The organism is Bradyrhizobium sp. 137, assembly GCF_023074095.1.
GTDB lineage: Bacteria > Pseudomonadota > Alphaproteobacteria > Rhizobiales > Xanthobacteraceae > Bradyrhizobium.
On the sequence record NZ_JADPKU010000026.1, the window covers coordinates 73,344 to 94,398 of the forward strand.

Here is a 21,055-nt window from a genome sequence, read left to right on the forward strand (position 1 = left end):
TTCCCATGAGCGCTGTCGATCATCCCGCGCCGGCCCACGAAATCCGGGAGCGCTTCGGCTTCTGGAAACGCTCCTATGCGATGCTGGTCAAGGAGTTCATCCAGCTGAGGCGCGACCGCGTCTCGTTCGCCATGATCGTGATGCTGCCGGTGATGCAGCTCATGCTGTTCGGCTATGCCATCAACACCACACCGCGTAACCTGCCAAGCGCGGTGCTGCTCCAGGAGGACTCCGATCTCGCCCGCTCGATCCTGAAGGCGCTGGAGAACACCGCCTATTTCCGCTTCCTCTATGAAGTGCACGATGTCGATGATTTCGACAATCTGCTGAAATCCGGCAAGGTGCTGTTCGGCGTCGAGATCCCGCGCGGCTTCGAGCGGGCGGTGCGGCGCGGCGACAGGCCGGCGCTGCTGGTCGCGGCCGACGCCACCGATCCGGTTGCGGCAAGCTCGGCGATCGGTTCGCTCGGCATGGTGGTGCAGACCGCGCTCAAGCACGATCTCTACATCGGCGATCCCCCGGAGATGCCGTTCGAGATCCGCGCCCATGCCCGCTACAATCCGGCCGCGGCCTCCAGCCTCAATATCGTGCCGGGCCTCGTCGGCACCATCCTCACCATGACCATGCTGATCTTCACCGCGCTGTCGGTCACGCGCGAGGTCGAGCGCGGCACCATGGAGAGCCTGTTGTCGATGCCGATCAAGCCGGTCGAGGTGATGTTCGGCAAGATCGTGCCTTACGTCCTGGTCGGCTTCCTCCAGGCCTTCCTCATCATTGGCATTGGTGTCGGCCTGTTCGGCGTGCCCCTGCTTGGCAATCTGTTCCTCCTGGCGCTGCTCTCGACGCTGTTCATCACCACGAATCTGTCGATCGGCTACACGATCTCCACGCTGGTGCAGAACCAACTTCAGGCCATGCAGATGTCGATGATGTTCTTTCTGCCGAGCATCCTGCTCTCCGGCTTCATGTTCCCGTTCGCGGGGATGCCGGCCTGGGCGCAATATCTCGGCGAGGGCCTGCCGCTGACCCATTATCTGCGTATCGTCCGCGCCATCATGCTGAAGGGCGCGACCATGCAGAACCTGCGCTTCGACACGCTGGCGCTGGCGGCCCTGATGCTGCTTGCCATGACCATCGCAGTGACGCGCTTCCGCCGCACGCTGGATTGAGGCAAGATGCCCCCGGAATCGAGGGGCGGAATGGCGAAATTTGCGAGCAGGAAGACGCGGCAGCATGCCGTGCTATCGGGCGATTTCGAGCGTGAGCTGACGCGGGAGGTGCTGCGCACCGAACTGTTGCGGGTGCGCGCGCTGATCATGACGGGCTGCGTCATGGTGTTGTTCCTCACCGCGATCTATCTGATCGAGCCCGCTGTCGTGAACCGGGTCTGGCGCGGAACGGAAGGGCTGATCGAGGTCTATGGCCTTCTGGTCGGTTTCATCCTGTTCGAAGTCTGGGTCCACACCCAGATCAGGAAGAACCTCCGCCTCGATCGCGACCTGCCGGTGATCAGGCGCTATATCGGCACGCTGATCGAGACCTCGCTGCCCACGGTGATTCTCATCCTGCAAATCCGGACCATGGGCGCGAGCCAGGCGCTCGGCTTCGCCGTGCCGCTGATGTACTTCATTTTTGTCATCCTCTCGACCCTGCGGCTCGATTTCTGGCTCTCCACCTTCACGGGTTTCGTGGCCGCCGCCGGACTTCTGGCCGTCGCGCTGTATTACAATTCGGCGAGCGAAGCCGGCGAGCCCCAGATCTATTTTCACGCGGTGCGCAGCATTGTCATCCTGATCTGCGGCGTGCTCGCCGGCGCCGTCGGCGCGCAGCTGCGGCGGCAATTTGCCGCGAGCATCGCGGCGGCGACCGCGCGCGACCGGGTGACCAATCTGTTCGGCCAACACGTCTCGCCGCAGGTGGTGGAGCGGCTGATGGCGGCGGGAACGAGCGCCAGCGGTGATCTCCGCCGCGTCGCGGTGATGTTCGTCGATTTCCGCGGCTTCACGGCCGGCGCGCAGTCCCGCACGCCCCAGGAGGTGGTCGACCGGCTCGACGGCGCCTTCGCAATATTGGTCGACATTCTCGATCGCCACGGCGGTATCGTGAACAAGTTTTTGGGTGACGGTTTTCTCGCGCTGTTCGGCGCGCCGCTGGAAGCCTCCGACGCCGCGCATCGCGCTGTCGCCGCAGGCCGCGAGATGCTAACCGCGATGAATCGCATCAACGCGCAAACCAGCTGGCCGCTGCGGATCGGCATCGGCATCCATTTCGGTGAGGTTGTCGCCGGCAATATCGGCTCGCCCCGACGCAAGGAATACACGGTCATCGGCGACACCGTGAACTTCGCCTCGCGGCTGGAGGCGCTGAACAAGGAGTTCGGCTCCCAGCTCCTGATTTCCGCATCCGTCCGCGAAGTGCTGGGCGACGACGGCAGCGACGCCGTGGCGCTGGGCGAGGTCGAGGTGCGCGGCTATGAGCGGCCGGTCGCGGTGTTTCAGCTGGGGTGAGCGCTGTCTGGAACGGGGCGTAGGCAAAGCGCTCACCGTCTCTTCCGCGAATGCTCCGATTGCTCCGAATTTTGGGGCATGACGGGCGATGCTGCCGGCCTGTAGTGTTGCCGAAGACGCGGCCGGTTGCGGCCGCGACTTGCATGGGGAAACGAAAGATGCAGCGCCGCTACATCACCGTCGATGTGTTCACCGACCGCGCCTTTGGCGGCAATCAGCTCGCCGTGGTGCTCGATGCCGGCGGGCTCTCCACTGAGCAGATGCAGGCGATCGCCACCGAATTCAACTACTCCGAGACGACCTTCGTGCTGCCGCCGCGCGACAAGGCGAATGATGCCGAGGTGCGCATCTTCACCCCCGTCAGGGAGATGCCCTTTGCAGGTCATCCGAATGTCGGCACGGCCTTCGTGCTGGCGACGATCGCCAAGGAGCCGAAGCCGCGCCTGCTGTTCGAAGAGAAGGCCGGACTCGTGCCGGTCGACATCCGGCGGGAGCAGGGCCGGGTGGTGAGCACCGAGCTCACCGCGCCGCAGCCGCTGTCCCGGCTGTCGCAATTGCCTGCCCTGGATGCCGCGAGCTGTATTTCGCTCAGCGCGGAGGATATCAAGGTCGACCGTCACGTGCCGCAGGTTGTCGGTGTTGGAACGCCATTTCTGGTGATCGAGCTGCATTCGCGCGATGCGCTCAAGCGGGCGAGATCCGATGCGGCGGCCTTTGGCCGGGTATTTCCGCGCGACGGCGCGGCCTCGGCCTGGTTCTATACGCGCGATGTGCCCGCGGCGGAGGCGCCCTGCGAGCTTCAAGCGCGGATGTTCATGCGCGGTGCCGGCGGTCTCGCCGAGGATCCTGCCACCGGCAGCGCCACGGTCGCGGCCGCCGCGCTGTTCGCCGACCTCGACCCCGCGCGCGACGGCGAATTCAAGCTCACCGTCGGTCAAGGTTTTGACATGGGCCGGCCGAGCCTGCTGCTGACGCGGGTGCGCAAGCAGGACGGCAAGATCCGCTCCGCCCATGTCGGTGGCAGCTGCGTGCAGATGATGGAAGGGACGTTTAAGCTGGGCTGATTTGTCGTTCCGGGGCAGCGCGTTGCGCTGAGCCCGGAAGCCGTCCACCAACTCTGCCGCCCGATGGATTCTCAGGTGCGCAATTGCGCACCGTAGTTCGCGCTGACGCAGGCTCCGGAATGACGAAGCGCTACACCTGCCGCCCCGCCAGATTCGTCACCGCCACGCCATCGCGCTCCTCGATGATCTCCGCAATCATCTGGCGGTGGCAGTGGGTGTGGTCGCGCTCGTAGCAGAGCAGGCACACCGGGCCGGCCTTCTTCACCAGCGCCGAGAGCTCGTCCATCTCTTCCCTCGCCTGCGGCGTCTTCAGGTGCTTTGAATAGATCTTCTCCAGCACGTCGTATTGCCCGCTGCGCGCGGCGAGCCGGCCTTCCTTCGGAGTGCCGAGCGCGGCGAGGTGGACATAGCCGATGCCGCGCTCATCGAGGCCCGCGGACAGCTGCTTCTTGGAAAAGCCCGGCCGGCGCGAGGACGTCACTGCGCGCACGTCGACCACGAGCTTGACGCCGGCCTGCTCCAGCTCGTCGAGAACCGCTTTGGGCGGTGTCTGCTCATAGCCGATGGTGAAGAGTTTTTTCGCCTTCGCCATGGACATCCTCAGCTCACCCGCGCGATCAGTTCCATGGCGCCCTGCGGCGCGCGCACCTTGCCTTCGTGGATGACGTAGGCGAACACGTCGCGCGGCTCCTTCTTCGGCTTGGCTTTGTCAACCTTCGGCAGGTCATCGGGTTCACTGCCCGAAGCCCAGGCCTGAAAGCGCGCGGCCCAGGCATCGAGCTGCTTCGGCGGATAGCAGGTCTTGATCTCGTCATTGCCCTTCTGAAGCCTTGCATAGACGAAGTCGCCGGCGACGTCGGCAATCGCCGGATATTTGCCGTGCTCGGCGAACACCACCGGCGTCTCGAATTCGCGGATCAGCGCAACGAAATCCGGCGTGCAGAAGCTGTCATGGCGCACTTCCACGACATGGCGCAGCGCGCGTCCGTCGAGCTGGCGCGGCAGCAGCTCCAGAAACTTGCCGAAATCGGCGCCGTCGAATTTTTTCGTCGGCGCGAACTGCCAGAGCACCGGCCCGAGATGGTCGCCGAGCTCCAGCACGCCGGAATCGTAGAACCGCTTGATGGAATCGCCCGCCTCGGCGAGCACGCGGCGATTGGTGGCGAAGCGCGGTCCCTTCACCGAGAACACGAAACCCTCGGGCACCTCGCTCGCCCATTTGCGAAAGCTCTCCGGCTTCTGTGAGCCGTAATAGGTGCCGTTGATCTCGATCGAGGTCAGCTTCGAGGCGGCGTACGACAGCTCCTTGGCCTGCGTCAGCTTCTCCGGATAGAACACGCCGCGCCAGGGCTCGAAGGTCCAGCCGCCGATGCCGATGAAGATGTTGCCGGATTTTTTTGACGCGGTTTTTGCTTTGGCCACGGAAGGATCTCGCATCGACGGGGAGGGACCTCATCCTAATCAAACCAGTTGTGATTGGCCAGTTGGCCGGTCCTGTCTAAGCTCGCGCCTGGACCCGCGAAAAAAGGAGAACAAGATGCGGATGCTGTTGCTGGGAGCCGCGCTCGTCATGATGACATCTGCTGCCATGACATGTTCTGCTTTGGCGGATGACGACGACACCAAAAGCGCACAGAAACTCGCCCAGCAGGGCCGCGACGATTACTGGCATTGCCTGGCGCGGGAATATTCCCGCGACTCTAATCAGGGCCTGTCGGAACAGGATTTTGGCCGTTCGGTCGCGGGCGCCTGTCCATCGGAGCGGCAATATTATCGCGTGGTGCTGCTCGATTATCTCACCACGCATTACCCCAACATCGATGCCGGCGCCCATCTCGATACCGCAAACAGGGCGGTGGAGTCGGCGCAGAAGGACATTGTGATGGCCTACGTCAAGCACCGGCCGCCGCAGAAATAGCTCCATTGAGCTTTGCGGCATGGCGAACCCTTCCGGCTGTGCGGTCATCCATGATATCACTGGGCGCATCTGGAACAGGGATGGGTCCATGTCGTCTGAGTCGGTGGGGGGCATTCTGGGCGCGATCGTCGCGGCGGCCGTGCTTGCGGTCGCCGTCGTATTCGGCCCGATTGGCCAGTACGGCAGGCCGCCCAAGCCGGTAAAAGTCGAGTCAGCCCCTGCCGCGGCACCCGCCGCCCCTGCCGCGCCGGCGCCGCGAGGGCCTGTGATTCGGGAAGTGCCCAACCAATAGGGGGCGGAAAAGTGCCCTGAAGGGGGCCTTGCGGAGCGGCCTCGCCATTCCTATCTAGCTTCTAACGGCGACGTTGAGTGACGTTCTCCGTCGTTGGAACGACCTTGGAATAGCTCAGGCCTGCGCCGGATGTACGCGCGGCCCGCCGTTCCGGGGTCGTTGGCATTTTAGGCCCTCTTTTGGGCCGTTCCCCACACAAACCTCGGCTTGGTAGCGCAAGAACTTGGCAGCGCAAGACACGGCGGATATACGCTCCGTCATGAATGAAGCGATCAGACCGGGCGCCGACAACCTGCCGCAGGCTCAAGAGGGGCCGGAACTGTCGGTGATCGTCCCGACTTTCAACGAGCGCGACAACGTCACGGTGCTGTACCGGCGGCTGGAGGCGACGCTCGCCAGCGTCGCCTGGGAAGTCGTGTTCGTCGACGACAATTCGCCCGACGGCACCTGGGACGTCGTGCGTGCGCTGGCGCAGCGCGACAGCCGTGTGCGCTGTGTCCGCCGCATCGGCCGCCGCGGCCTGTCAGGCGCCTGCATCGAGGGCATCCTCGCCTCGAGCGCACCCTATGTGGCCGTGATCGACGCCGACCTGCAGCATGACGAGACGCAACTGCCGAAGATGCTGTTGCTGCTCGCGAGCGATCAAGCCGACATCGTGGTCGGCAGCCGCTACATCGAGGGCTACAAGAGCGAGGGCTTCAACAAGCAGCGCGCGGGGGCCAGCGCGCTGGCGACCGAGTTCGCCCGGAAGATGCTGCGGGTCGAGATCGCCGATCCCATGAGCGGCTTCTTCATGATCCGCCGCGATCGTTTCGAGCAGCTCGCGCCAAAGCTGTCGGTGCACGGTTTCAAGATCCTGCTCGACCTGGTCGCGACCGCGCATGGCAACTTACGTGCGGTCGAGATTCCCTACACCTTTGGCGCCCGGCAGCACGGCGAGAGCAAGCTCGATTCCATGGTCGCGCTGGACTTCCTTGGCCTCGTGCTGGCCAAGCTGAGCAACGACATCGTCTCGCTGCGCTTTATCTTGTTCGCGATGGTCGGCGGCATCGGCCTCGTGGTGCATCTCGCCACGCTGTTCATCGCGCTTCAGCTGTTCAAGGCGCCGTTCGCGGAGGCGCAGGCCGCCGGCGCCATCGTCGCCATGACCAGCAATTTCATCCTCAACAACTTCCTCACTTATCGCGACCAGCGGCTGAAGGGCTTTGCGCTGCTGCGCGGCTTGATCGCCTTCTACATCGTGTGCAGCGTCGGCCTGCTCGCCAATGTCGGCGTCGCCTTCTCGGTCTACGACCAGGAGCCGATCTGGTGGCTGGCCGGCATGGCCGGTGCATTGATGGGCGTGGTGTGGAACTACGCGATGTCCGGACTGTTCGTCTGGCGCAAGAAATAGCGCGATATGGGCGGAGCTGACGCGCGGATCGTCCGCAACACCGCGCTCACGATTCTTGCGTTGGTCGTGTTGCGGCTGGTCGCCGCGGCTTTCACGCCGATCACCTTCGACGAAGCCTATTACTGGATGTGGTCGAAAAATTTGGCGGGCGGTTACTACGACCACCCGCCGATGGTGGCCTATGTGATCCGCGCCGGCACCATGATTGCCGGCGACACTGAGCTCGGCGTCCGCCTTGTCTCGATCCTGCTGGCGCTGCCGATGAGCTATGCGGTCTACCGCTCGGCCGCGATCCTGTTCGGCAGCGCGCGCGTGGCCGCCACCAGCGCCATCCTGCTCAACGTGACGATGATGGCCGCGGTTGGCACGCTGATCGTCACGCCTGATGCGCCGCTGCTGGTCGCCTCCAGTTTCGTGCTGTTCTTCCTCGCAAAGGTGCTGGAGACCGGACGCGGAGCATGGTGGCTTGCGGCCGGCGCGGCCGTCGGTGCGGCGCTGCTGTCGAAATACACCGCGATGTTCTTTGGGCTGGCGATCCTGATCTGGCTCGCTTCCGTCCCGAAGCTGCGGCACTGGTTTCTCTCGCCCTGGCCCTATCTCGGCGGTCTCGTGGCCCTCGCGCTGTTCTCGCCGGTGATCCTCTGGAATGCGGACCATCACTGGGTGTCGTTCGCAAAGCAGCTCGGCCGCGCCAGAATCGAGGACTTCCGTCCCGTCTTCATCGCCGAGCTGATCCCGACCCAGATCGCGTTTGCGACCCCGCTCGTCTTCATCCTGGGCGCGATGGGGCTGCATGCGCTGACCTGGCACCGGGCCGGCGCGCTGGCCTCGCGCGTGCTGATCGCGACGATGTTCTGGACCGTCGTTGCTTATTTCGTCTGGCATTCGCTACACGCCCGCGTCGAGGCCAACTGGTTTGCGCCGGTCTACCCACCCTTCGTCGTCGCCGCGGCCGCCGCCGCCAACCTCGTGCAGTGGAAGCCGCGCCAGCGGCGCCTGGTGGATTTCTGCCTGCGGTGGGCCGCGCCGGTCAGCATCGTGATGTTTGCGGTCCTGATCGTGCAGGCCAATACCGGCTGGCTGTCCGGCTATCGCCGCGATGCCACTGTGCGCAGCGTCGGCGTCGGCTGGCGTGAGCTTGCCGCGCAGATCGAAGCGGTGCGCGCGCGCAGTGGCGCGACCTGTGTGCTCGCGCAGGACTATGGCACCACGGGCTGGCTCGCCTTTTATTTGCCGCGCGGCACCTGCGTGGCCCAGCAGACCCAGCGCATCCGCTGGGTCAACATGCCCGACCCCGATCCCAAGCTGCTCGCCGGCAAGCTGCTCTATGTCGACGAGCTGCGCAGCGATGGTCATCCTGCCCTCAACGACCTCTTTGAGAAGGTGACGCAGATTGCGCAATTGCAGCGCAAGCGCGGGCCGCTCGTGGTCGAGACCTACGGCATCGATCTCTTGGAAGGCGCCAAGGGCGACGTGCTCGACCGCTCCCCGCCGCCGGAAGCGCGGTAAGGGCTTCAGCCGATCATCTCGGCCTTGGTGGCGGCCTGGTCCGGTACGTCCCGATCGCGCCAGAACCAGACGGTCACGACGCCGGAGCGGCCGCGGACTTGCGTGAGCAGGGGGCCTGACAGGATGCCGTCGGGAGCGCCGTGGAAGTCGGCGGTGTCCAGCAGCGTATCGCTCAGCGCAAGCCGCGCGCCGTTCCGGGCGGCGACCTCCATCAGCCGGCTCGCGACGTTGACGGTGTCGCCGGTCGCCGTGATGTGCTGGTGGCTTTCGCCGAGGCGGGAGGCGACGATCTCGCCGAAATGCGCGCCGATCTTGAAGCCGAGCTGATGTCCGATGGCAGGCGGCAACGAGGCGATCCAGCGCTCGACTCCGCGATGCAGGTCGATCGCGCATTTCAGCGCGCGCGCCGCGTCATCGGGTATTGCGCGCGGCAGTCCGAACAGGATCATGGCGCCATCGCCGAGAAAGCCGGTGATCAAGCCGCCGCAATCGGCTGCGGTCTTGTCCAGCAGCGCGTGGAACGCCTTCAGGATGTCCTGGAGCGCGTCCGGATCGGTCCGTTCGCTCAAGCCTGTGAAGCCAGAGAGATCGATGAAAACCACGGCGGCGTCTTGCCGAATGGGCTTGGACAGGAAATTCGGATCGCGCGCCAGCCAGTCCTGCACCGCCGGCGCCTGGAATTGCGCCAGCGACCTGCTCTTGGCGGCGAGATATTGCGTGCGGCGGCCTCCCGCCCACAGCTGCACGCCGGCAAAGATCGCAACCGGCGGCACGGCCGCGGCGAGCGTCGTCGCGGCATTCAGCCAGATGCCGTGGGTGAACGCGAACAGGTTCAGCCCGGCCCACGCGATCATCACCGCGGCCGCCGCCATGATGCCGAGTGCACTGCGCCGCCAGGCAAGCAGGCCGACCAACAGCATTGGCAAGAGGATCGCGGCGAATGCGTCGGCGGTATGCACCCTGCGGTCGCGCACGATGCCGTCGCCAGCGACGAGGTGGGTGATTGCGGTCGCGACCACCTCGACGCCGGGCATCAGCGAATCGAACGGCGTCGGGTAGAAGTCGCCGCCGCCGGCGACCGCGGCGCCGATCACGACGATCCGGTTCTCGATCGCGGCGCGGTTGAGCGTGCCGTCGAAAATGCTCTGCGCGCTGACGGTGCGGATGGTGCGGCGCGGGCCGTAATAGGTGATCGGCAGCGCGAAGTCGGTATCGGTCGGCACCACGCGGTCACCGAGCCTGAGATGATCCGGCGCGATCGTCAGCGGCTTGTCGAGCGCGCGGGCCGCCACGCGCAAAGGAAACGACAGCTCGACCTTGTCGGCCGTCCGGAACAGCATCGGCACCGAAAGCGGCGAGCCCGACTGTCCCGTCGCGACGTTGACGACGCCGACCTCTGCATGCTCGGCGAAGGCGGGCAGCGGCAGCAGGAAGCGCTCGGCCTGCGGCAGGACCGCAAGGGGACCTTCGCTGCTCGGCGCCACGGTCTCGCTGTCGGTCGGGAAGATCGCCGCCGCCGCGAGCACCATCGGACCGGTGGCGAGCGTGTTGGCGAGCGTCGCATCGCCGATCGCGGCACTGCGGTCGACCAGCAGCAAGTCGATCGCGATGACCTTCGGCTTGAACTGCACGATGGTGTCGACGACGCGGGCGAGATCGGCCCGGGGCAGCGGATAGCTGCCGCCGCGCTTCACCACAGTATCGTCGATCGCTACGATGGTGACGAGATCGGGCGGGCGCTGCACGCCGCGGACCTGGGTCCGCCAATCCGTCAACGTCGCTTCGAGGCGGTCGAGAAAGCGCAGATGGCCGTTGGCGTGCGCGGCAAAGATGCCCGCGCCCCATAGCGCGGTGAGAACGAGTGCCACCAGGATCTGAACGCGTCGGCTACGCATGCGGTCGGTTTGCAATCTTCTACTGTCCAAATCTTATTGAGCTGAGCCTTATCGACCCAGCTTATTGTCCGAGTCGTGCCATCAGCGCGTCGACGCGCGGCTGGCCCCACGTCTTGACGGTCAACGGGCCGGTTGCCTCGACATCGACCCCTTCGCCGGGTCCGAGCACGACACCGCGTCCACGAGCCCTGCGGGTCACGCCGACGCGGCCGTCAGCGACGAACACGGAGGTCTTGGCGTCCGCGACATCGACCGCCCATTTCGTGCCGCGCACCGCCGCGATCGCCTGCGGGGTCAACACCTTGAAGGGATTGCCGCCGGGCTTCTTGGGCACCTCGATCAGCAGGGCTTTGCTGCTCAATTCCACGGAGTCTATATGTCCGTCGCGGTTGGCGTCCTTTAGTTCAAATCTGGCGCCGTTTTCCGCAACGATCGTGATGCCGTTGTCGCAGCGCCAAACCTGCGTGCCCACGGCCGACGGCGATGCCGTACAGCCCGCATTGGCAGCAGACTGTGCCCTTGCAAACCCAATCAACAACAATAAACACGCCAGGGCGCAAAACCCGGCGCGCGAAAAGCCTCTCATGCCTGCCTCCGTTTGCGTGCTCGGCACAGTTCAAGGCGATGTTGATACGGTACCGTATCACACGCAGAGGCTGCCGAAAAGTACTGACTCAGGAGCTATTTTCTCGTCGCGGCGATTTCCAGGCCGGCGCGATCAACTTTCAGTCACAGCGCCGTGCCGCGTGAGCACTTCCGTCCCGCGGTGCGTGACCTGCATGAGCTGTTGCCGCGACCGCCCGGCGCGCGGCAGGGCGGCTGGAGTCCACCAGCCTCGCAACCCCTCGGCGCTGTGGTCAGGCCCAGTTTGATGATCACGAAAAAGGCGCTGTTGGGTGCGTCTTGGCTGCGGGCGGAGGCGTCGGGTGGCCGGCCTGAACCGGTCGAGAATTCATGGTTAACAGTTTCGGCTAAGGCCGTAATTCTGCGGGCTTTTTTCCCGAAATGGGACGACGTTAACGAGTTGCCCCATATCCGCCTGAACTTAATCTGCATTTAACTAAAAGTCGCCTTAATGACGCTCCGACCCTCTGCGAGATGCTGGTCCCGGATCGTGACCAGCGGCGCTTCGAAGGGGGACTGAGTGACACCGTCCTGGACGCAAGGCGAATGAGTACGAGTATCGCTGCGCAGAGTAACGCGGCACGGAAGTCCAAGAAATTCTCGAAGAATTATTCGCGGAAATCTTCCCGGAAAATGACCACCCGTAATTGGCTCGGCGCCACGGCGATCGGCTGCGTCGTGATTGGCGCCGGCTGGACCATCTACCACAACATCCTTGGCGCCAGCGTCTATCCGACCGTCGGCAACAGCGGCTACGACGAGCCCGTGATCAAGCGCGCACCCAAGGTGGTGCTGCGCGAGGCGGGCGAGGCGGTCAAGGAAACCTTCGCGCTCCTGCCGGACCGGTTGCAGGTGACCGCGCCGATCTCGCGCGAGATGTTCAACGAGCGCTTTGCCGCGGCTGCGACGCAAGGCGTGGCCTCGAGCGCGGCCAGCGCCGCGCCTGCAGCGCCGGCAATCAGCGTTGCCGAGGCCAAGGACGCTATCAAGGATGCGTCGAAGGAAGCCGCGAAGCCCAACGTGATCGCGAAGGTCGCGGACGCGCTGAAGCCGCAAGGCTCGGCCAAGATCGTGGACGCTGCCAAGGCCAAGCGCGCTGACGCCGGTGTGCAGCTGGCCTCGGCCGATCCGGCCGAGATCGTGCCGGCGCCCGAGGCTAAACCAAAATCCTTCGCCGATCGCGCCAAGGCTGCGGTGATGTCGATCACCGGTCCGCGCCAATCGATGGTCGAGAAACTCTGGGGCAAGCGTGAGCCGTCCGGCGGGCTCTTGGCGTATGCCTCGGCCGATGCCAGCATCACAGCGTCCATCGCGCCGAAGGAGCAGAATCCGATGTTCGGCGGTGCGCCGCCCTATGAGCGCGACACCGCGGTCTACGACATCACCGCCAAGACGGTTTATCTGCCCGATGGCACCAAGCTCGAGGCGCATTCCGGCCTCGGCTCCAATCTCGACGATCCGCGCTCCCAGCGCCAGCGTATGCGCGGTGTGACGCCGCCGCACATCTACACGCTGAAGCCGCGCGAGGCGCTGTTCCACGGCGTGCCGGCGCTGCGCCTGACCCCGCTCGGCGGCGAGAGCGCGATCTACGGCCGCGACGGCCTGCTCGCGCACACCTTCATGCTCGGTCCGAACGGCGATTCCAACGGCTGCGTGTCGTTCAAGGATTATTACGCGTTCCTGGACGCCTACCGCAACAAGGGCATCCGCAAGCTCGCGGTGCTGGCGCGGGTGGAGTGAGACGCGCTCAACTCGCCATCGTCTTGCGCAGCGCCATCTCGGTCGCGATCGCCTCACGCACGGCGGGCCGCGCCTGCATGCGCTCGAGATAGGCGGCCAACGATGGCCACTGCGCGATATCGATTCCTGCATGACGGAGCAGCAGCAACGCCCAGGTGAGATGCGCATCCGCAACGGTGAAGCCGTGACCGACCAGGAATTCGCGGTCCGCCAGATGCGCTGATGGCGCCGACAATGTCTGCACAATTCTAGCGCGCGGCTTGGCGAGCGAGCCGTCGTCCTTGTACCAGAAGGCCGGAAACAGGAACGCCTTGTGGATCTCGGCGCCGATGAAGCTCAGCCATTCCTGGAGGCGATAGCGGTCGGGATCGCCAAACCGGGGCGCAAGGCCCGCCTGCGGCCTCACATCGGCGATGTATTGCAGCACTGCCGCGCTTTCGGTCAACCGCTCGCCGTTCTCCAGGACGAGGACCGGCACCGCGCCCTTCGGCGACACATCGCGGAAATCGGTGTCGTCGTCCACGACCTTCTTCGTCCAGATATGGGCAAGGTGATACTGAGCCTCGACGCCCGCCTCCATCAGCGCGATACGGCTCGAGAGCGAGCAGGCCATCGGGAAGAAATAGAGCTGCAGCATCCTGAACTCCTTCACGCCAGCGCATCGCCGCGCGCGATGATCGCGAAGCGGTCCGAGAGCTCGGCCAGCGCGACCTCGTGGATGGTCCGGGCATCCAGCGTGCCGCCGCGGCCGTCGGGCAGATCACGCGTGGCGCAGGAATCGGCATCGATGGTCGTGCGAAACCCGAGATCGAGCGCGGCGCGGGCGGTGGAGCTGACGCACATGTGCGTCATGAATCCGGCCAACACGATGTTGTTGCGTCCGCTGGCGGCGAGCTGCGCCTGCAGGCCGGTGCCGGCGAAAGCGTTCGGCAACTCCTTCTCGATCACGAGCTCGTCCGCAAGCGGCGCGAGCTCGGCGACGATGGCGCCGCGATCGGCGGAGCGATCGAACAGGCCGCCGGGCTTGCCGCGATGGGCGATATGGATGATCGCAGATCCGCGCTCGCGCGCCCGCGCCAGCAGGACGGTCGCCCGCGCGATCGCAGGCTTGGCGTCCGGCAGGGCGAGGGGACCTGCGAGATATTCGTTCTGGATGTCGATCAGCACCAGCGCGGCGTCGTCAAGACGCGGCGGAGTGAGGTCGGCACCGGCGAGCTGCAGCAGGGTCTTTGCGGGCATCATGATCTTCAGAATCTCCAAGCGTAAGGTTGGCCGAGCATAGCTCGTCGGTAGCCTGCCGATATGCAGGGATATTGCAGCCGACGGCTGCGATATTGCAGGCCAATGCCAGCCGATGTAGCCTTGAAACCATGAATTGGGACGATCTTCGCATCATCGCCGCGGTCAGAGACGAGGGCACCTATGCCGGCGCCAGCGCGCGGCTGCGCATCGACGAGACCACGGTCGGACGTCGGCTGGCGCGCATCGAATATGCGCTCGGCCTGCGCCTGTTTGAGGCTGCCGACGGTGTCCGCAAGCCGACGCGTCAGTGCGAGGCGGTGCTGGCGCACGTCCAAGCCATGGCCGCGCATGCCGCCGAGATCGGTCGCATCAGTGAGAGCATGCCCGGCCCCGTGGGGCGGCTGCGCATCGCCGCGACCAATGCGGTCGCCGAGGAGGTGCTGTCCCCGCATGCGAGCGAGTTCCTGCGCGCCAATCCCGGCCTGACGCTGCAATTCCTGACCTCGAGCGAGAACGTCAGGTTCTCGCGCTGGGAGGCCGATCTCGCGATCCGCCTGCGCAAGCCCGACAAGGGCGACTTTTCGATCTCCAGGCTCGGCGACATCCGCATCTACTATTTTGAACCGGACGCGACTGAAGGCGAGCCGGTGCTATGCGCTTATCCGGACGAGCTCGGCGCCATTCCCGAGATGCAATTCCTGCGGACGAAGAAAATCCGCCCTCGCTGCGTGACCGACAATGTCCGCATCATCCGCACCCTGATCCGCTCGCATCAGGCCGCTGGCGTGTTGCCGGAGCACAGCTGCACCGAGCTGCTCGGCGATCGCCGCCTGCGCGCCACGCTGCTGCCGAAACGCCGCGACGTCTGGCTGCTCGTGCAAAACCATCTCAAGCGCGACGCCGCGACACGTGTGACGATCGACTGGCTGCGAGCGTGTTTCAGCGAACTTGCGCGGGGATAACCCGAGAGCGCGTGAAAACCCGAAGGCCCATGGGCGGCCTTCACATATCCGTTGTGTCGCCCTTGCCATGAATGGCCGAACCTATGCGACCGAGATCACGGAGCCGGGATTGCACGCGCGCGAAAGTTGCGTAATCTCGCGACGGCTACGGATTTGATCAGGGCAGGTGCATGACCATTCAGGAAACATTCCGGCCGCGGTCGTCGGCGCAGTCGCGTGAATGGAAGGCGATTGTCATCCTGATCCTGTTGATTCCGCTGCTGTGGTCGCCGCCGTTCCTGTTTCGCTTCTTGCTGTATCAGCCGTTCAACATCCCTTCTCGTTCGATGGCGCCGACGCTGATGGTCGGCGACTACGTCTTCGTCGCGAAATATGCCTATGGCTACGGCCGCTATTCCTTTCCTTTCGCGCCGTCCTGGATCTCGGGCCGCCTGTTCGCCGCCGAACCGGAATATGGCGAATCGTCGTGTTCCGGACGGCGAAGGACAGTTCGGTCGATTACGTCAAGCGCATGGTCGGGCTGCCCGGCGACCGCATCCAGGTGCGGCAGGGCCAGCTCATGCTCAACGACCGTCCAGTGACGCGCGCCGCTCGAGCACGGGCTCGCAGGCATCGCCTGCGGTGTGGATGGCAGCTTCAAGGTCAAGCGGTGGCGCGAGACGCTGCCGAGCGGCGTGTCCTATGTGACCTATGACTGCATCGATAACGGCTTCCTGGACAATACGGATGTCTTCACGGTGCCGCCGGGCCACTTCTTCGTGCTCGGCGACAACCGGGGCAATTCCACCGACAGCCGCATGACGTCGACATTCGGTTTCGTGCCGATGGACAATCTCGTCGGGAAGGTGACGCGGATCTTCTGGTCGTTCGACGAAGACGGCGAGCCGCACATGGAGCGGCTGGGGAAGGTGCGGTGAATGGTCTCGTCATCCAGGCGGTGTGCGTGGCCGGATTGCGCTGCGCTCCGTCCGCTCGTCATTCCGGGGCTCGCGCCCAAGAGGGCGCGCCCCGGAATGGCGGTGGCGGGAAGGTTGCCCAAAACAAAAACCCCGGCATTGCTGCCGGGGTTTCGTACTCCTTGAGATGGCTGGATCAGAAGTCCATGCCGCCCATGCCGCCGCCGGGGGGCATCGCCGGGCCGGCGCCGCCCTTCTTGGGCAGCTCGGCGACCATGGCTTCCGTGGTGATCAGGAGCGCGGCCACCGAGGCTGCGTTCTGGATCGCGGTGCGGACCACCTTGGTCGGGTCGATGATGCCCTTCTTGACGAGGTCGGCATATTCGCCGGTCTGGGAATCGAAGCCGTAATTATAGGCCTTGTTCTCCAGGATCTTGCCGACGATCACCGAGCCGTCTTCGCCGGCGTTGATAGCGATCTGGCGAGCGGGCGCCGACAGCGCCTTGCGCACGATCTCGACGCCGGTCTTCTGGTCGTCGTTCTTGGTGCGCAGGCCCTTGAGCTGCTCGGAGGCACGGAGCAGGGCGACGCCGCCGCCGGGGACGATGCCTTCTTCCACGGCCGCGCGGGTCGCATGCATCGCGTCATCAACGCGATCCTTGCGCTCCTTCACCTCGACCTCGGTCGCGCCGCCGACGCGGATCACCGCGACGCCGCCGGCGAGCTTGGCCAGACGCTCCTGGAGCTTCTCACGATCGTAGTCCGAGGTGGTCTCCTCGATCTGCGCCTTGATCTGGGCCACGCGCGCCTCGATGTCGGCCTTCTTGCCGGCGCCGTTGACGATGGTGGTGTTCTCCTTGTCGATCATCACCTTCTTGGCGCGACCGAGCATGTTGAGCGTGACGTTCTCGAGCTTGATGCCGAGGTCTTCCGAGATCGCCTGGCCGCCGGTCAGGATCGCGATGTCCTGGAGCATGGCCTTGCGGCGATCGCCGAAGCCCGGAGCCTTGACGGCCGCGACCTTGAGGCCGCCGCGGAGGCGGTTCACGACCAGGGTCGCGAGCGCTTCGCCTTCCACGTCCTCGGCGACGATGACCAGCGGCTTGCCGGTCTGCACAACGGCCTCGAGCAGCGGCAGCAGCTCGTTCAGCGAGGAGAGCTTCTTCTCGTTGATGAGGATGTAGGCGTCGTCCATCTCAACGCGCATCTTGTCGGCGTTGGTGACAAAGTAGGGCGAGATGTAACCGCGGTCGAACTGCATGCCCTCGACGACGTCGAGCTCGGTCTCCAGCGACTTGGCTTCCTCGACGGTGATCACGCCCTCGTTGCCGACCTTCTTCATGGCGTCGGAGAGGAACTTGCCGATTTCGGCGTCGCCGTTGGCGGAAATGGTGCCGACCTGGGCGATTTCGTCGTTCGAGGTAACCTTCTTCGAGTTCTTCTCGAGGTCTGCCACCACGGCTTCGACCGCGAGGTCGATACCGCGCTTGAGATCCATCGGGTTCATGCCGGCGGCGACAGACTTGGCGCCTTCCTTCACGATCGCGGCCGCGAGCACGGTCGCGGTAGTGGTGCCGTCGCCGGCCGCGTCAGCGGACTTGGAGGCAACTTCGCGCACCATCTGGGCGCCCATGTTCTCGAACTTGTCCTCGAGCTCGATCTCCTTGGCGACGGTGACGCCGTCCTTGGTGATGCGGGGAGCGCCGAACGACTTGTCGAGCACGACGTTGCGGCCCTTGGGACCGAGCGTGACCTTCACCGCGTTGGCGAGGATGTCGACGCCGCGCAGCATCTTGTCGCGCGCCTCAACCGAGAATTTGACTTCTTTGGCTGCCATCTGGATTTTTCCTTGAAATTTAAAGGGAAGGGAGCGGGGCTCTTAAGCCGCCTTCTTCTTGGACTCGCTGACTTCGAGAACGCCCATAACGTCGCTCTCCTTCATGATCAGCAGATCCTGTCCGTCGATCTTGACCTCGGTGCCGGACCACTTGCCGAACAGCACGCGGTCGCCGACCTTGAGGTCGATCGGGATCAGCTTGCCGGACTCGTCGCGGCCACCGGGGCCGACGGCGATGACTTCGCCCTGGGAGGGCTTTTCCTTGGCAGTGTCGGGAATGATGATGCCGCCAGCGGTCTTCTCTTCTGCGTCGATGCGCTTGACCACGACGCGGTCGTGAAGCGGACGGAATTTCATGCAGTCCTCCTAAGCAATTGCAAGAGTTGAGGAATTCGAGGTTGTTAGCAGTCGTTGCCCGCGAGTGCTAGCACAGGCGAGGAAGAAATAGGACAGGAATTTTGCGGGGGCAAGGGCTTCTAGCAGAAAATTAGCACCCGGAAGCGCGGACTGCCAGAATCTCTTTCACATCGTTAACGGTGCGCCGGGCCGTATTAGCACGGAGCCGCATCTGCTGCTAACGCATTGAATTTCAACAGCTTGTTAAACTTTTGGGCTTGAGATGAATTGTCAGTTTGCGTCACATTTCTCACATGTGAGCGCATCAGTACCGGGTGGCTCGTAAGGCGCACACCGACCAGGCCGCCCCTTGAATGCGCTCCTGCAAAGGAGGTTTGGCATGGGACTGCAGAGTGGGGGCGTTTCCGAGGATTTCCGGAAGCAGATGCTGGGTTACGGGCTGACGACGGCGCAAATTCTCTATCGGATGCCGGATCATCCGTCGCTGCTCCAGACTTACGTCTGGCAGAATTACGACATGTTTCCGAAATTTCCGGCGCTGAAGGATTTCCTGGCGTTCTGGCAGGAAAGGCTCGACGGCCCCCTGCACTCGGTTACCGTGGCGCATTGCAAGCTGATCAAGCCGGCCGAACTCCGCGCTGTCGACGGCGTGTTCCGGCTGCATTGAGATCGAGCACCGGCTTCGTAGGCGAGCAAAGGCGCGCTCGCGCCGCGCCCACCGTCTCCGCGACTGCTTCTCGCAATGGTGGGCACGTTTCGCTTTGCCCCCGCTACATCATCTCGTTCTGTGCTAGTCTCGCCGCATAATAACAAGCAACGGGAGGCGGGCCGATGGTCAAAAAAGTAAGATCGCGCAGCGCAGCGCAAGCCGCGGTGAAGAAGCGGAGTGGAGCCAAGGCCGCAGCTCGATCCGCGGCGCGCAAGGCAGTGAAGGCGAAGGCGCGTATGCTCGCTCAGAGCAAACCCGCCCGGCCCAAGCAGCGCATCGCCATCAGCCATCACCGCGAAGAGGATTTCAAAGCCGACGGCCTGCGCGCCTATGCCAAATATCGCGACCTTGGCATCGCCGATGCGACCCATGGCCTGGCGCAAGCGCATGTCATCCGTCTGCAAGGCCCGTGTAATCCGGCCGAGGTCTCAAAGCTTCACTATCACGATGTCGAATTCCAGATGGTTTACGTGCTCAAGGGCTGGGTGAAGACTTATATGGACGGGCAGGGCGAGACCTTGATGAAAGAGGGCAGCGCCTGGACCCAGCCGCCGAAGATCAAGCACATGATTCTGGATTACTCGGACGATGTGGAATTGCTGGAGGTGATCCTGCCGGCGGAGTTCAAGACGGTGGAGTTGAAGGCGTAGGCGCTATTGTTGGAGGGGCGCAGGCCTCTCAACTCGTCATTGCGAGGAGCCCTTGCGACGAAGCAATCCAGAATCTCTCCGCGGATGCAGACTGCATTGCTTCGCTTCGCTCGCAATGACAAGCGGAGAGAAGTCTAGTTCAATACCCCCACCACCGCTCCCATCAGGCACGTCGTCAGCGTCCCCGACACGATCGACTTCAGCCCCAGCGCGTTGATCTCCTCGCGCCGCTCCGGCGCCATCACCCCTAAGCCGCCGATCATGATGCCGAGGCTGGCGAAATTGGCGAAGCCGCACATCGCGTAGAGCATGATCAGGCGCGAGCGCGGATCGAGCGCGTCGGGCGGCAGTTTTGAGAAGTCGACATAGGCAATCAATTCGTTGAGCACGGTTTTCGTGCCCATCAAGCTGCCGGCGGTGACCGCCTGGTCCCATGGCAATCCCATCAGCCAGCACACCGGCGCCATCGCGAGGCCCAGCAGGCGCTGCAACGAGATCGCGGCGCCGCCGATATCGGGCAGCAGGCCAAGGATGGCGTTGACGAGATAGACCAGAGCCACCAGCACCAGCAGCATTGCGACGATGTTGAGCAGCAGCTCGAGGCCCGCGGTGGTGCCCTTCACGATCGCGTCCATCGTGCCGGAGACCTCCATCTCGGGATTTTCCAGCGCGCCGCCGGTGCGTCTGTCGGATGTCTCGGGCACCATGATCAGACTGACGAGGATCGCGGCCGGCGCGCCCAGCACGGAGGCAATGACGAAGTGCGCGGCGGCATCGGGGATAAGGGGTGCCAGCAGCGTCGCATAGAGCACCAGCACGGTGCCGGCGATGCCGGCCATGCCGCCGGTCATCACCAGGAACAATTCGCTGCGGGTCATCTGCTTCAGATACGGCCGCACGAACAGGGGCGCCTCGACCATGCCGAGAAAGATGTTGGCGGCGGTCGACAGCCCCACGGCGCCGCCGACCCCTAAGGTGCGCTCCAGCAGCCAGGCCATGCCCCGCACGATCGGCGGCAGCACCCGCCAATAGAACAGCAGCGTCGTCAGCACGCTCATCACCAGCACGATCGGCAGCGCCTGGAACGCCAGGATGAAATCCGCACCGGGCACTTTGACCTCGAAGGGCAGGGCGCCGCCACCGATATAGCCGAACACGAACGAGGAGCCGGCGCGCGAGGCCGCGGAGATCGCGCCGACCGCGTCGTTGATGGCGCCGAAGGCGCGCGCGACCGCGGGTAACTTCAGGAGGACGATGGCGGTGACGAAGGTGACGAAGAGGCCGATCGCCGCCTGCCGCAGCGATACGGCGCGGCGATTCTCTGCGAGCGCGAAGGCGATCAGCAGCAATGCGAAAATGCCGAGTGCCGATTGCAAGCGCAGCATGATGTCCCCAAAGCCTCAATGATTATGGCCGCGCCTGCGTTGCAAAGGCAATGCCGGGACATGCGGGAGGCGTCC

23 protein-coding genes are annotated in these 21,055 nt (G+C 64.4%); 14 read left to right on the forward strand and 9 right to left on the reverse strand.

Annotation, left to right across the window (positions count from 1 at the left end):
• Window positions 1–5 precede the first annotated feature (5 nt).
• The 3 genes from IVA78_RS04760 (at window position 6) to IVA78_RS04770 (ending at window position 3,571) form a co-directional block, all read left to right on the forward strand.
• Window positions 6–1,169, forward strand: coding sequence for an ABC transporter permease (locus tag IVA78_RS04760; RefSeq protein ID WP_247280746.1), 1,164 nt, complete (start codon window positions 6–8; stop codon window positions 1,167–1,169).
• 30 nt (window positions 1,170–1,199) lie between these two features.
• A complete protein-coding gene (locus IVA78_RS04765; RefSeq protein WP_247464628.1) occupies window positions 1,200–2,507 on the forward strand; it encodes an adenylate/guanylate cyclase domain-containing protein in 1,308 nt (435 codons plus the stop codon).
• A gap of 158 nt (window positions 2,508–2,665) precedes the next feature.
• Window positions 2,666–3,571, forward strand: coding sequence for a PhzF family phenazine biosynthesis protein (locus tag IVA78_RS04770; RefSeq protein ID WP_247418795.1), 906 nt, complete (start codon window positions 2,666–2,668; stop codon window positions 3,569–3,571).
• A 130-nt stretch (window positions 3,572–3,701) separates the two neighbouring features.
• Here the strand turns inward: IVA78_RS04770 and IVA78_RS04775 are convergent, their stop codons facing one another.
• Both IVA78_RS04775 and IVA78_RS04780 read right to left on the reverse strand, forming a co-directional pair.
• A complete protein-coding gene (locus IVA78_RS04775; protein ID WP_247280749.1) occupies window positions 3,702–4,163 on the reverse strand; it encodes a DUF488 domain-containing protein in 462 nt (153 codons plus the stop codon).
• Between the two features lie 8 nt (window positions 4,164–4,171).
• Window positions 4,172–5,008 (reverse strand): DUF72 domain-containing protein, encoded by an 837-nt coding sequence (locus tag IVA78_RS04780; RefSeq protein ID WP_247280750.1) that lies wholly within the window; start codon window positions 5,006–5,008, stop codon window positions 4,172–4,174.
• A 100-nt stretch (window positions 5,009–5,108) separates the two neighbouring features.
• On the opposite strand from IVA78_RS04780, the gene IVA78_RS04785 reads away from it, so the two are divergent.
• The 4 genes from IVA78_RS04785 (at window position 5,109) to IVA78_RS04800 (ending at window position 8,683) form a co-directional block, all read left to right on the forward strand.
• Window positions 5,109–5,489, forward strand: a complete 381-nt coding sequence (locus IVA78_RS04785; RefSeq protein WP_247280751.1) for a hypothetical protein — start codon at window positions 5,109–5,111, stop codon at window positions 5,487–5,489.
• An 88-nt stretch (window positions 5,490–5,577) separates the two neighbouring features.
• Entirely contained in the window at window positions 5,578–5,781 is a 204-nt protein-coding gene (locus IVA78_RS04790; RefSeq protein ID WP_247280752.1) for a hypothetical protein, read from the forward strand.
• A gap of 259 nt (window positions 5,782–6,040) precedes the next feature.
• On the forward strand, window positions 6,041–7,174 hold the full coding sequence (locus tag IVA78_RS04795) for a glycosyltransferase family 2 protein (protein ID WP_247280753.1): 1,134 nt from the start codon (window positions 6,041–6,043) through the stop codon (window positions 7,172–7,174).
• Window positions 7,175–7,180: 6 nt separating this feature from the next.
• Window positions 7,181–8,683 (forward strand): glycosyltransferase family 39 protein, encoded by a 1,503-nt coding sequence (locus tag IVA78_RS04800; RefSeq protein ID WP_247280754.1) that lies wholly within the window; start codon window positions 7,181–7,183, stop codon window positions 8,681–8,683.
• Between the two features lie 5 nt (window positions 8,684–8,688).
• Here the strand turns inward: IVA78_RS04800 and IVA78_RS04805 are convergent, their stop codons facing one another.
• Window positions 8,689–10,578 (reverse strand): adenylate/guanylate cyclase domain-containing protein, encoded by a 1,890-nt coding sequence (locus IVA78_RS04805; protein ID WP_247280755.1) that lies wholly within the window; start codon window positions 10,576–10,578, stop codon window positions 8,689–8,691.
• A gap of 61 nt (window positions 10,579–10,639) precedes the next feature.
• Window positions 10,640–11,164 carry a FecR domain-containing protein gene (locus IVA78_RS04810; RefSeq protein WP_247280756.1) on the reverse strand — a complete coding sequence of 175 codons (525 nt, stop codon included), beginning with the start codon at window positions 11,162–11,164 and terminating at the stop codon, window positions 10,640–10,642.
• A gap of 671 nt (window positions 11,165–11,835) precedes the next feature.
• On the opposite strand from IVA78_RS04810, the gene IVA78_RS04815 reads away from it, so the two are divergent.
• On the forward strand, window positions 11,836–12,942 hold the full coding sequence (locus IVA78_RS04815; RefSeq protein ID WP_247280757.1) for a DUF2778 domain-containing protein: 1,107 nt from the start codon (window positions 11,836–11,838) through the stop codon (window positions 12,940–12,942).
• A 7-nt stretch (window positions 12,943–12,949) separates the two neighbouring features.
• On the opposite strand, the gene IVA78_RS04820 is transcribed toward IVA78_RS04815, so the two are convergent.
• A complete protein-coding gene (locus IVA78_RS04820; protein ID WP_247280758.1) occupies window positions 12,950–13,579 on the reverse strand; it encodes a glutathione S-transferase N-terminal domain-containing protein in 630 nt (209 codons plus the stop codon).
• 11 nt (window positions 13,580–13,590) lie between these two features.
• Window positions 13,591–14,184 (reverse strand): cysteine hydrolase family protein, encoded by a 594-nt coding sequence (locus tag IVA78_RS04825; protein ID WP_247280759.1) that lies wholly within the window; start codon window positions 14,182–14,184, stop codon window positions 13,591–13,593.
• 128 nt (window positions 14,185–14,312) lie between these two features.
• Between IVA78_RS04825 and IVA78_RS04830 the strand changes: the two genes are divergently transcribed.
• The 4 genes from IVA78_RS04830 to lepB all read left to right on the forward strand — a co-directional run bounded on the left by IVA78_RS04830 (window position 14,313) and on the right by lepB (window position 16,063).
• On the forward strand, window positions 14,313–15,146 hold the full coding sequence (locus IVA78_RS04830; protein ID WP_247280760.1) for a LysR family transcriptional regulator: 834 nt from the start codon (window positions 14,313–14,315) through the stop codon (window positions 15,144–15,146).
• Between the two features lie 170 nt (window positions 15,147–15,316).
• Window positions 15,317–15,727: a S26 family signal peptidase gene (locus IVA78_RS34265; protein ID WP_253075130.1), complete on the forward strand. Its 411-nt coding sequence runs from the start codon at window positions 15,317–15,319 to the stop codon at window positions 15,725–15,727.
• On the forward strand, window positions 15,658–15,840 hold the full coding sequence (locus tag IVA78_RS34270) for a S26 family signal peptidase (protein WP_253075131.1): 183 nt from the start codon (window positions 15,658–15,660) through the stop codon (window positions 15,838–15,840). Before IVA78_RS34265 ends, IVA78_RS34270 begins: the two co-directional genes overlap by 70 nt.
• Window positions 15,770–16,063, forward strand: coding sequence for a signal peptidase I (gene lepB / locus IVA78_RS34275; protein WP_346275286.1), 294 nt, complete (start codon window positions 15,770–15,772; stop codon window positions 16,061–16,063). Before IVA78_RS34270 ends, lepB begins: the two co-directional genes overlap by 71 nt.
• 175 nt (window positions 16,064–16,238) lie before the next feature.
• Here lepB and groL read toward each other — a convergent pair whose 3' ends face one another.
• Both groL and IVA78_RS04845 read right to left on the reverse strand, forming a co-directional pair.
• Window positions 16,239–17,879: a chaperonin GroEL gene (gene groL, locus IVA78_RS04840; RefSeq protein WP_247458406.1), complete on the reverse strand. Its 1,641-nt coding sequence runs from the start codon at window positions 17,877–17,879 to the stop codon at window positions 16,239–16,241.
• 42 nt (window positions 17,880–17,921) lie between these two features.
• Window positions 17,922–18,236, reverse strand: coding sequence for a co-chaperone GroES (locus tag IVA78_RS04845; protein ID WP_247280104.1), 315 nt, complete (start codon window positions 18,234–18,236; stop codon window positions 17,922–17,924).
• Between the two features lie 379 nt (window positions 18,237–18,615).
• On the opposite strand from IVA78_RS04845, the gene IVA78_RS04850 reads away from it, so the two are divergent.
• Both IVA78_RS04850 and IVA78_RS04855 read left to right on the forward strand, forming a co-directional pair.
• The gene (locus tag IVA78_RS04850) at window positions 18,616–18,903 is read left to right on the forward strand and encodes an usg protein (RefSeq protein WP_247280103.1); all 288 of its coding nucleotides are present in this window, start codon (window positions 18,616–18,618) and stop codon (window positions 18,901–18,903) included.
• Between the two features lie 164 nt (window positions 18,904–19,067).
• Window positions 19,068–19,595: a cupin domain-containing protein gene (locus tag IVA78_RS04855; protein ID WP_247280102.1), complete on the forward strand. Its 528-nt coding sequence runs from the start codon at window positions 19,068–19,070 to the stop codon at window positions 19,593–19,595.
• Window positions 19,596–19,729: 134 nt separating this feature from the next.
• Here the strand turns inward: IVA78_RS04855 and IVA78_RS04860 are convergent, their stop codons facing one another.
• A complete protein-coding gene (locus tag IVA78_RS04860; protein ID WP_247280101.1) occupies window positions 19,730–20,980 on the reverse strand; it encodes a nucleoside transporter C-terminal domain-containing protein in 1,251 nt (416 codons plus the stop codon).
• Window positions 20,981–21,055: the final 75 nt, after the last annotated feature.

What these genes read in the sequence shown, in the direction of transcription:
- IVA78_RS04760 (WP_247280746.1), top strand. Translation starts at nt 6, where the DNA reads ATGAGCGCTGTCGATCATCCCGCGCCGGCCCACGAAATCCGGGAGCGC.
- IVA78_RS04765 (WP_247464628.1), top strand. Translation starts at nt 1,200, where the DNA reads ATGGCGAAATTTGCGAGCAGGAAGACGCGGCAGCATGCCGTGCTATCG.
- IVA78_RS04770 (WP_247418795.1), top strand. Translation starts at nt 2,666, where the DNA reads ATGCAGCGCCGCTACATCACCGTCGATGTGTTCACCGACCGCGCCTTT.
- IVA78_RS04775 (WP_247280749.1), bottom strand. Translation starts at nt 4,163, where the DNA reads ATGGCGAAGGCGAAAAAACTCTTCACCATCGGCTATGAGCAGACACCG.
- IVA78_RS04780 (WP_247280750.1), bottom strand. Translation starts at nt 5,008, where the DNA reads ATGCGAGATCCTTCCGTGGCCAAAGCAAAAACCGCGTCAAAAAAATCC.
- IVA78_RS04785 (WP_247280751.1), top strand. Translation starts at nt 5,109, where the DNA reads ATGCGGATGCTGTTGCTGGGAGCCGCGCTCGTCATGATGACATCTGCT.
- IVA78_RS04790 (WP_247280752.1), top strand. Translation starts at nt 5,578, where the DNA reads ATGTCGTCTGAGTCGGTGGGGGGCATTCTGGGCGCGATCGTCGCGGCG.
- IVA78_RS04795 (WP_247280753.1), top strand. Translation starts at nt 6,041, where the DNA reads ATGAATGAAGCGATCAGACCGGGCGCCGACAACCTGCCGCAGGCTCAA.
- IVA78_RS04800 (WP_247280754.1), top strand. Translation starts at nt 7,181, where the DNA reads ATGGGCGGAGCTGACGCGCGGATCGTCCGCAACACCGCGCTCACGATT.
- IVA78_RS04805 (WP_247280755.1), bottom strand. Translation starts at nt 10,578, where the DNA reads ATGCGTAGCCGACGCGTTCAGATCCTGGTGGCACTCGTTCTCACCGCG.
- IVA78_RS04810 (WP_247280756.1), bottom strand. Translation starts at nt 11,164, where the DNA reads ATGAGAGGCTTTTCGCGCGCCGGGTTTTGCGCCCTGGCGTGTTTATTG.
- IVA78_RS04815 (WP_247280757.1), top strand. Translation starts at nt 11,836, where the DNA reads ATGACCACCCGTAATTGGCTCGGCGCCACGGCGATCGGCTGCGTCGTG.
- IVA78_RS04820 (WP_247280758.1), bottom strand. Translation starts at nt 13,579, where the DNA reads ATGCTGCAGCTCTATTTCTTCCCGATGGCCTGCTCGCTCTCGAGCCGT.
- IVA78_RS04825 (WP_247280759.1), bottom strand. Translation starts at nt 14,184, where the DNA reads ATGATGCCCGCAAAGACCCTGCTGCAGCTCGCCGGTGCCGACCTCACT.
- IVA78_RS04830 (WP_247280760.1), top strand. Translation starts at nt 14,313, where the DNA reads ATGAATTGGGACGATCTTCGCATCATCGCCGCGGTCAGAGACGAGGGC.
- IVA78_RS34265 (WP_253075130.1), top strand. Translation starts at nt 15,317, where the DNA reads ATGACCATTCAGGAAACATTCCGGCCGCGGTCGTCGGCGCAGTCGCGT.
- IVA78_RS34270 (WP_253075131.1), top strand. Translation starts at nt 15,658, where the DNA reads ATGGTCGGGCTGCCCGGCGACCGCATCCAGGTGCGGCAGGGCCAGCTC.
- groL (WP_247458406.1), bottom strand. Translation starts at nt 17,879, where the DNA reads ATGGCAGCCAAAGAAGTCAAATTCTCGGTTGAGGCGCGCGACAAGATG.
- IVA78_RS04845 (WP_247280104.1), bottom strand. Translation starts at nt 18,236, where the DNA reads ATGAAATTCCGTCCGCTTCACGACCGCGTCGTGGTCAAGCGCATCGAC.
- IVA78_RS04850 (WP_247280103.1), top strand. Translation starts at nt 18,616, where the DNA reads ATGGGACTGCAGAGTGGGGGCGTTTCCGAGGATTTCCGGAAGCAGATG.
- IVA78_RS04855 (WP_247280102.1), top strand. Translation starts at nt 19,068, where the DNA reads ATGGTCAAAAAAGTAAGATCGCGCAGCGCAGCGCAAGCCGCGGTGAAG.
- IVA78_RS04860 (WP_247280101.1), bottom strand. Translation starts at nt 20,980, where the DNA reads ATGCTGCGCTTGCAATCGGCACTCGGCATTTTCGCATTGCTGCTGATC.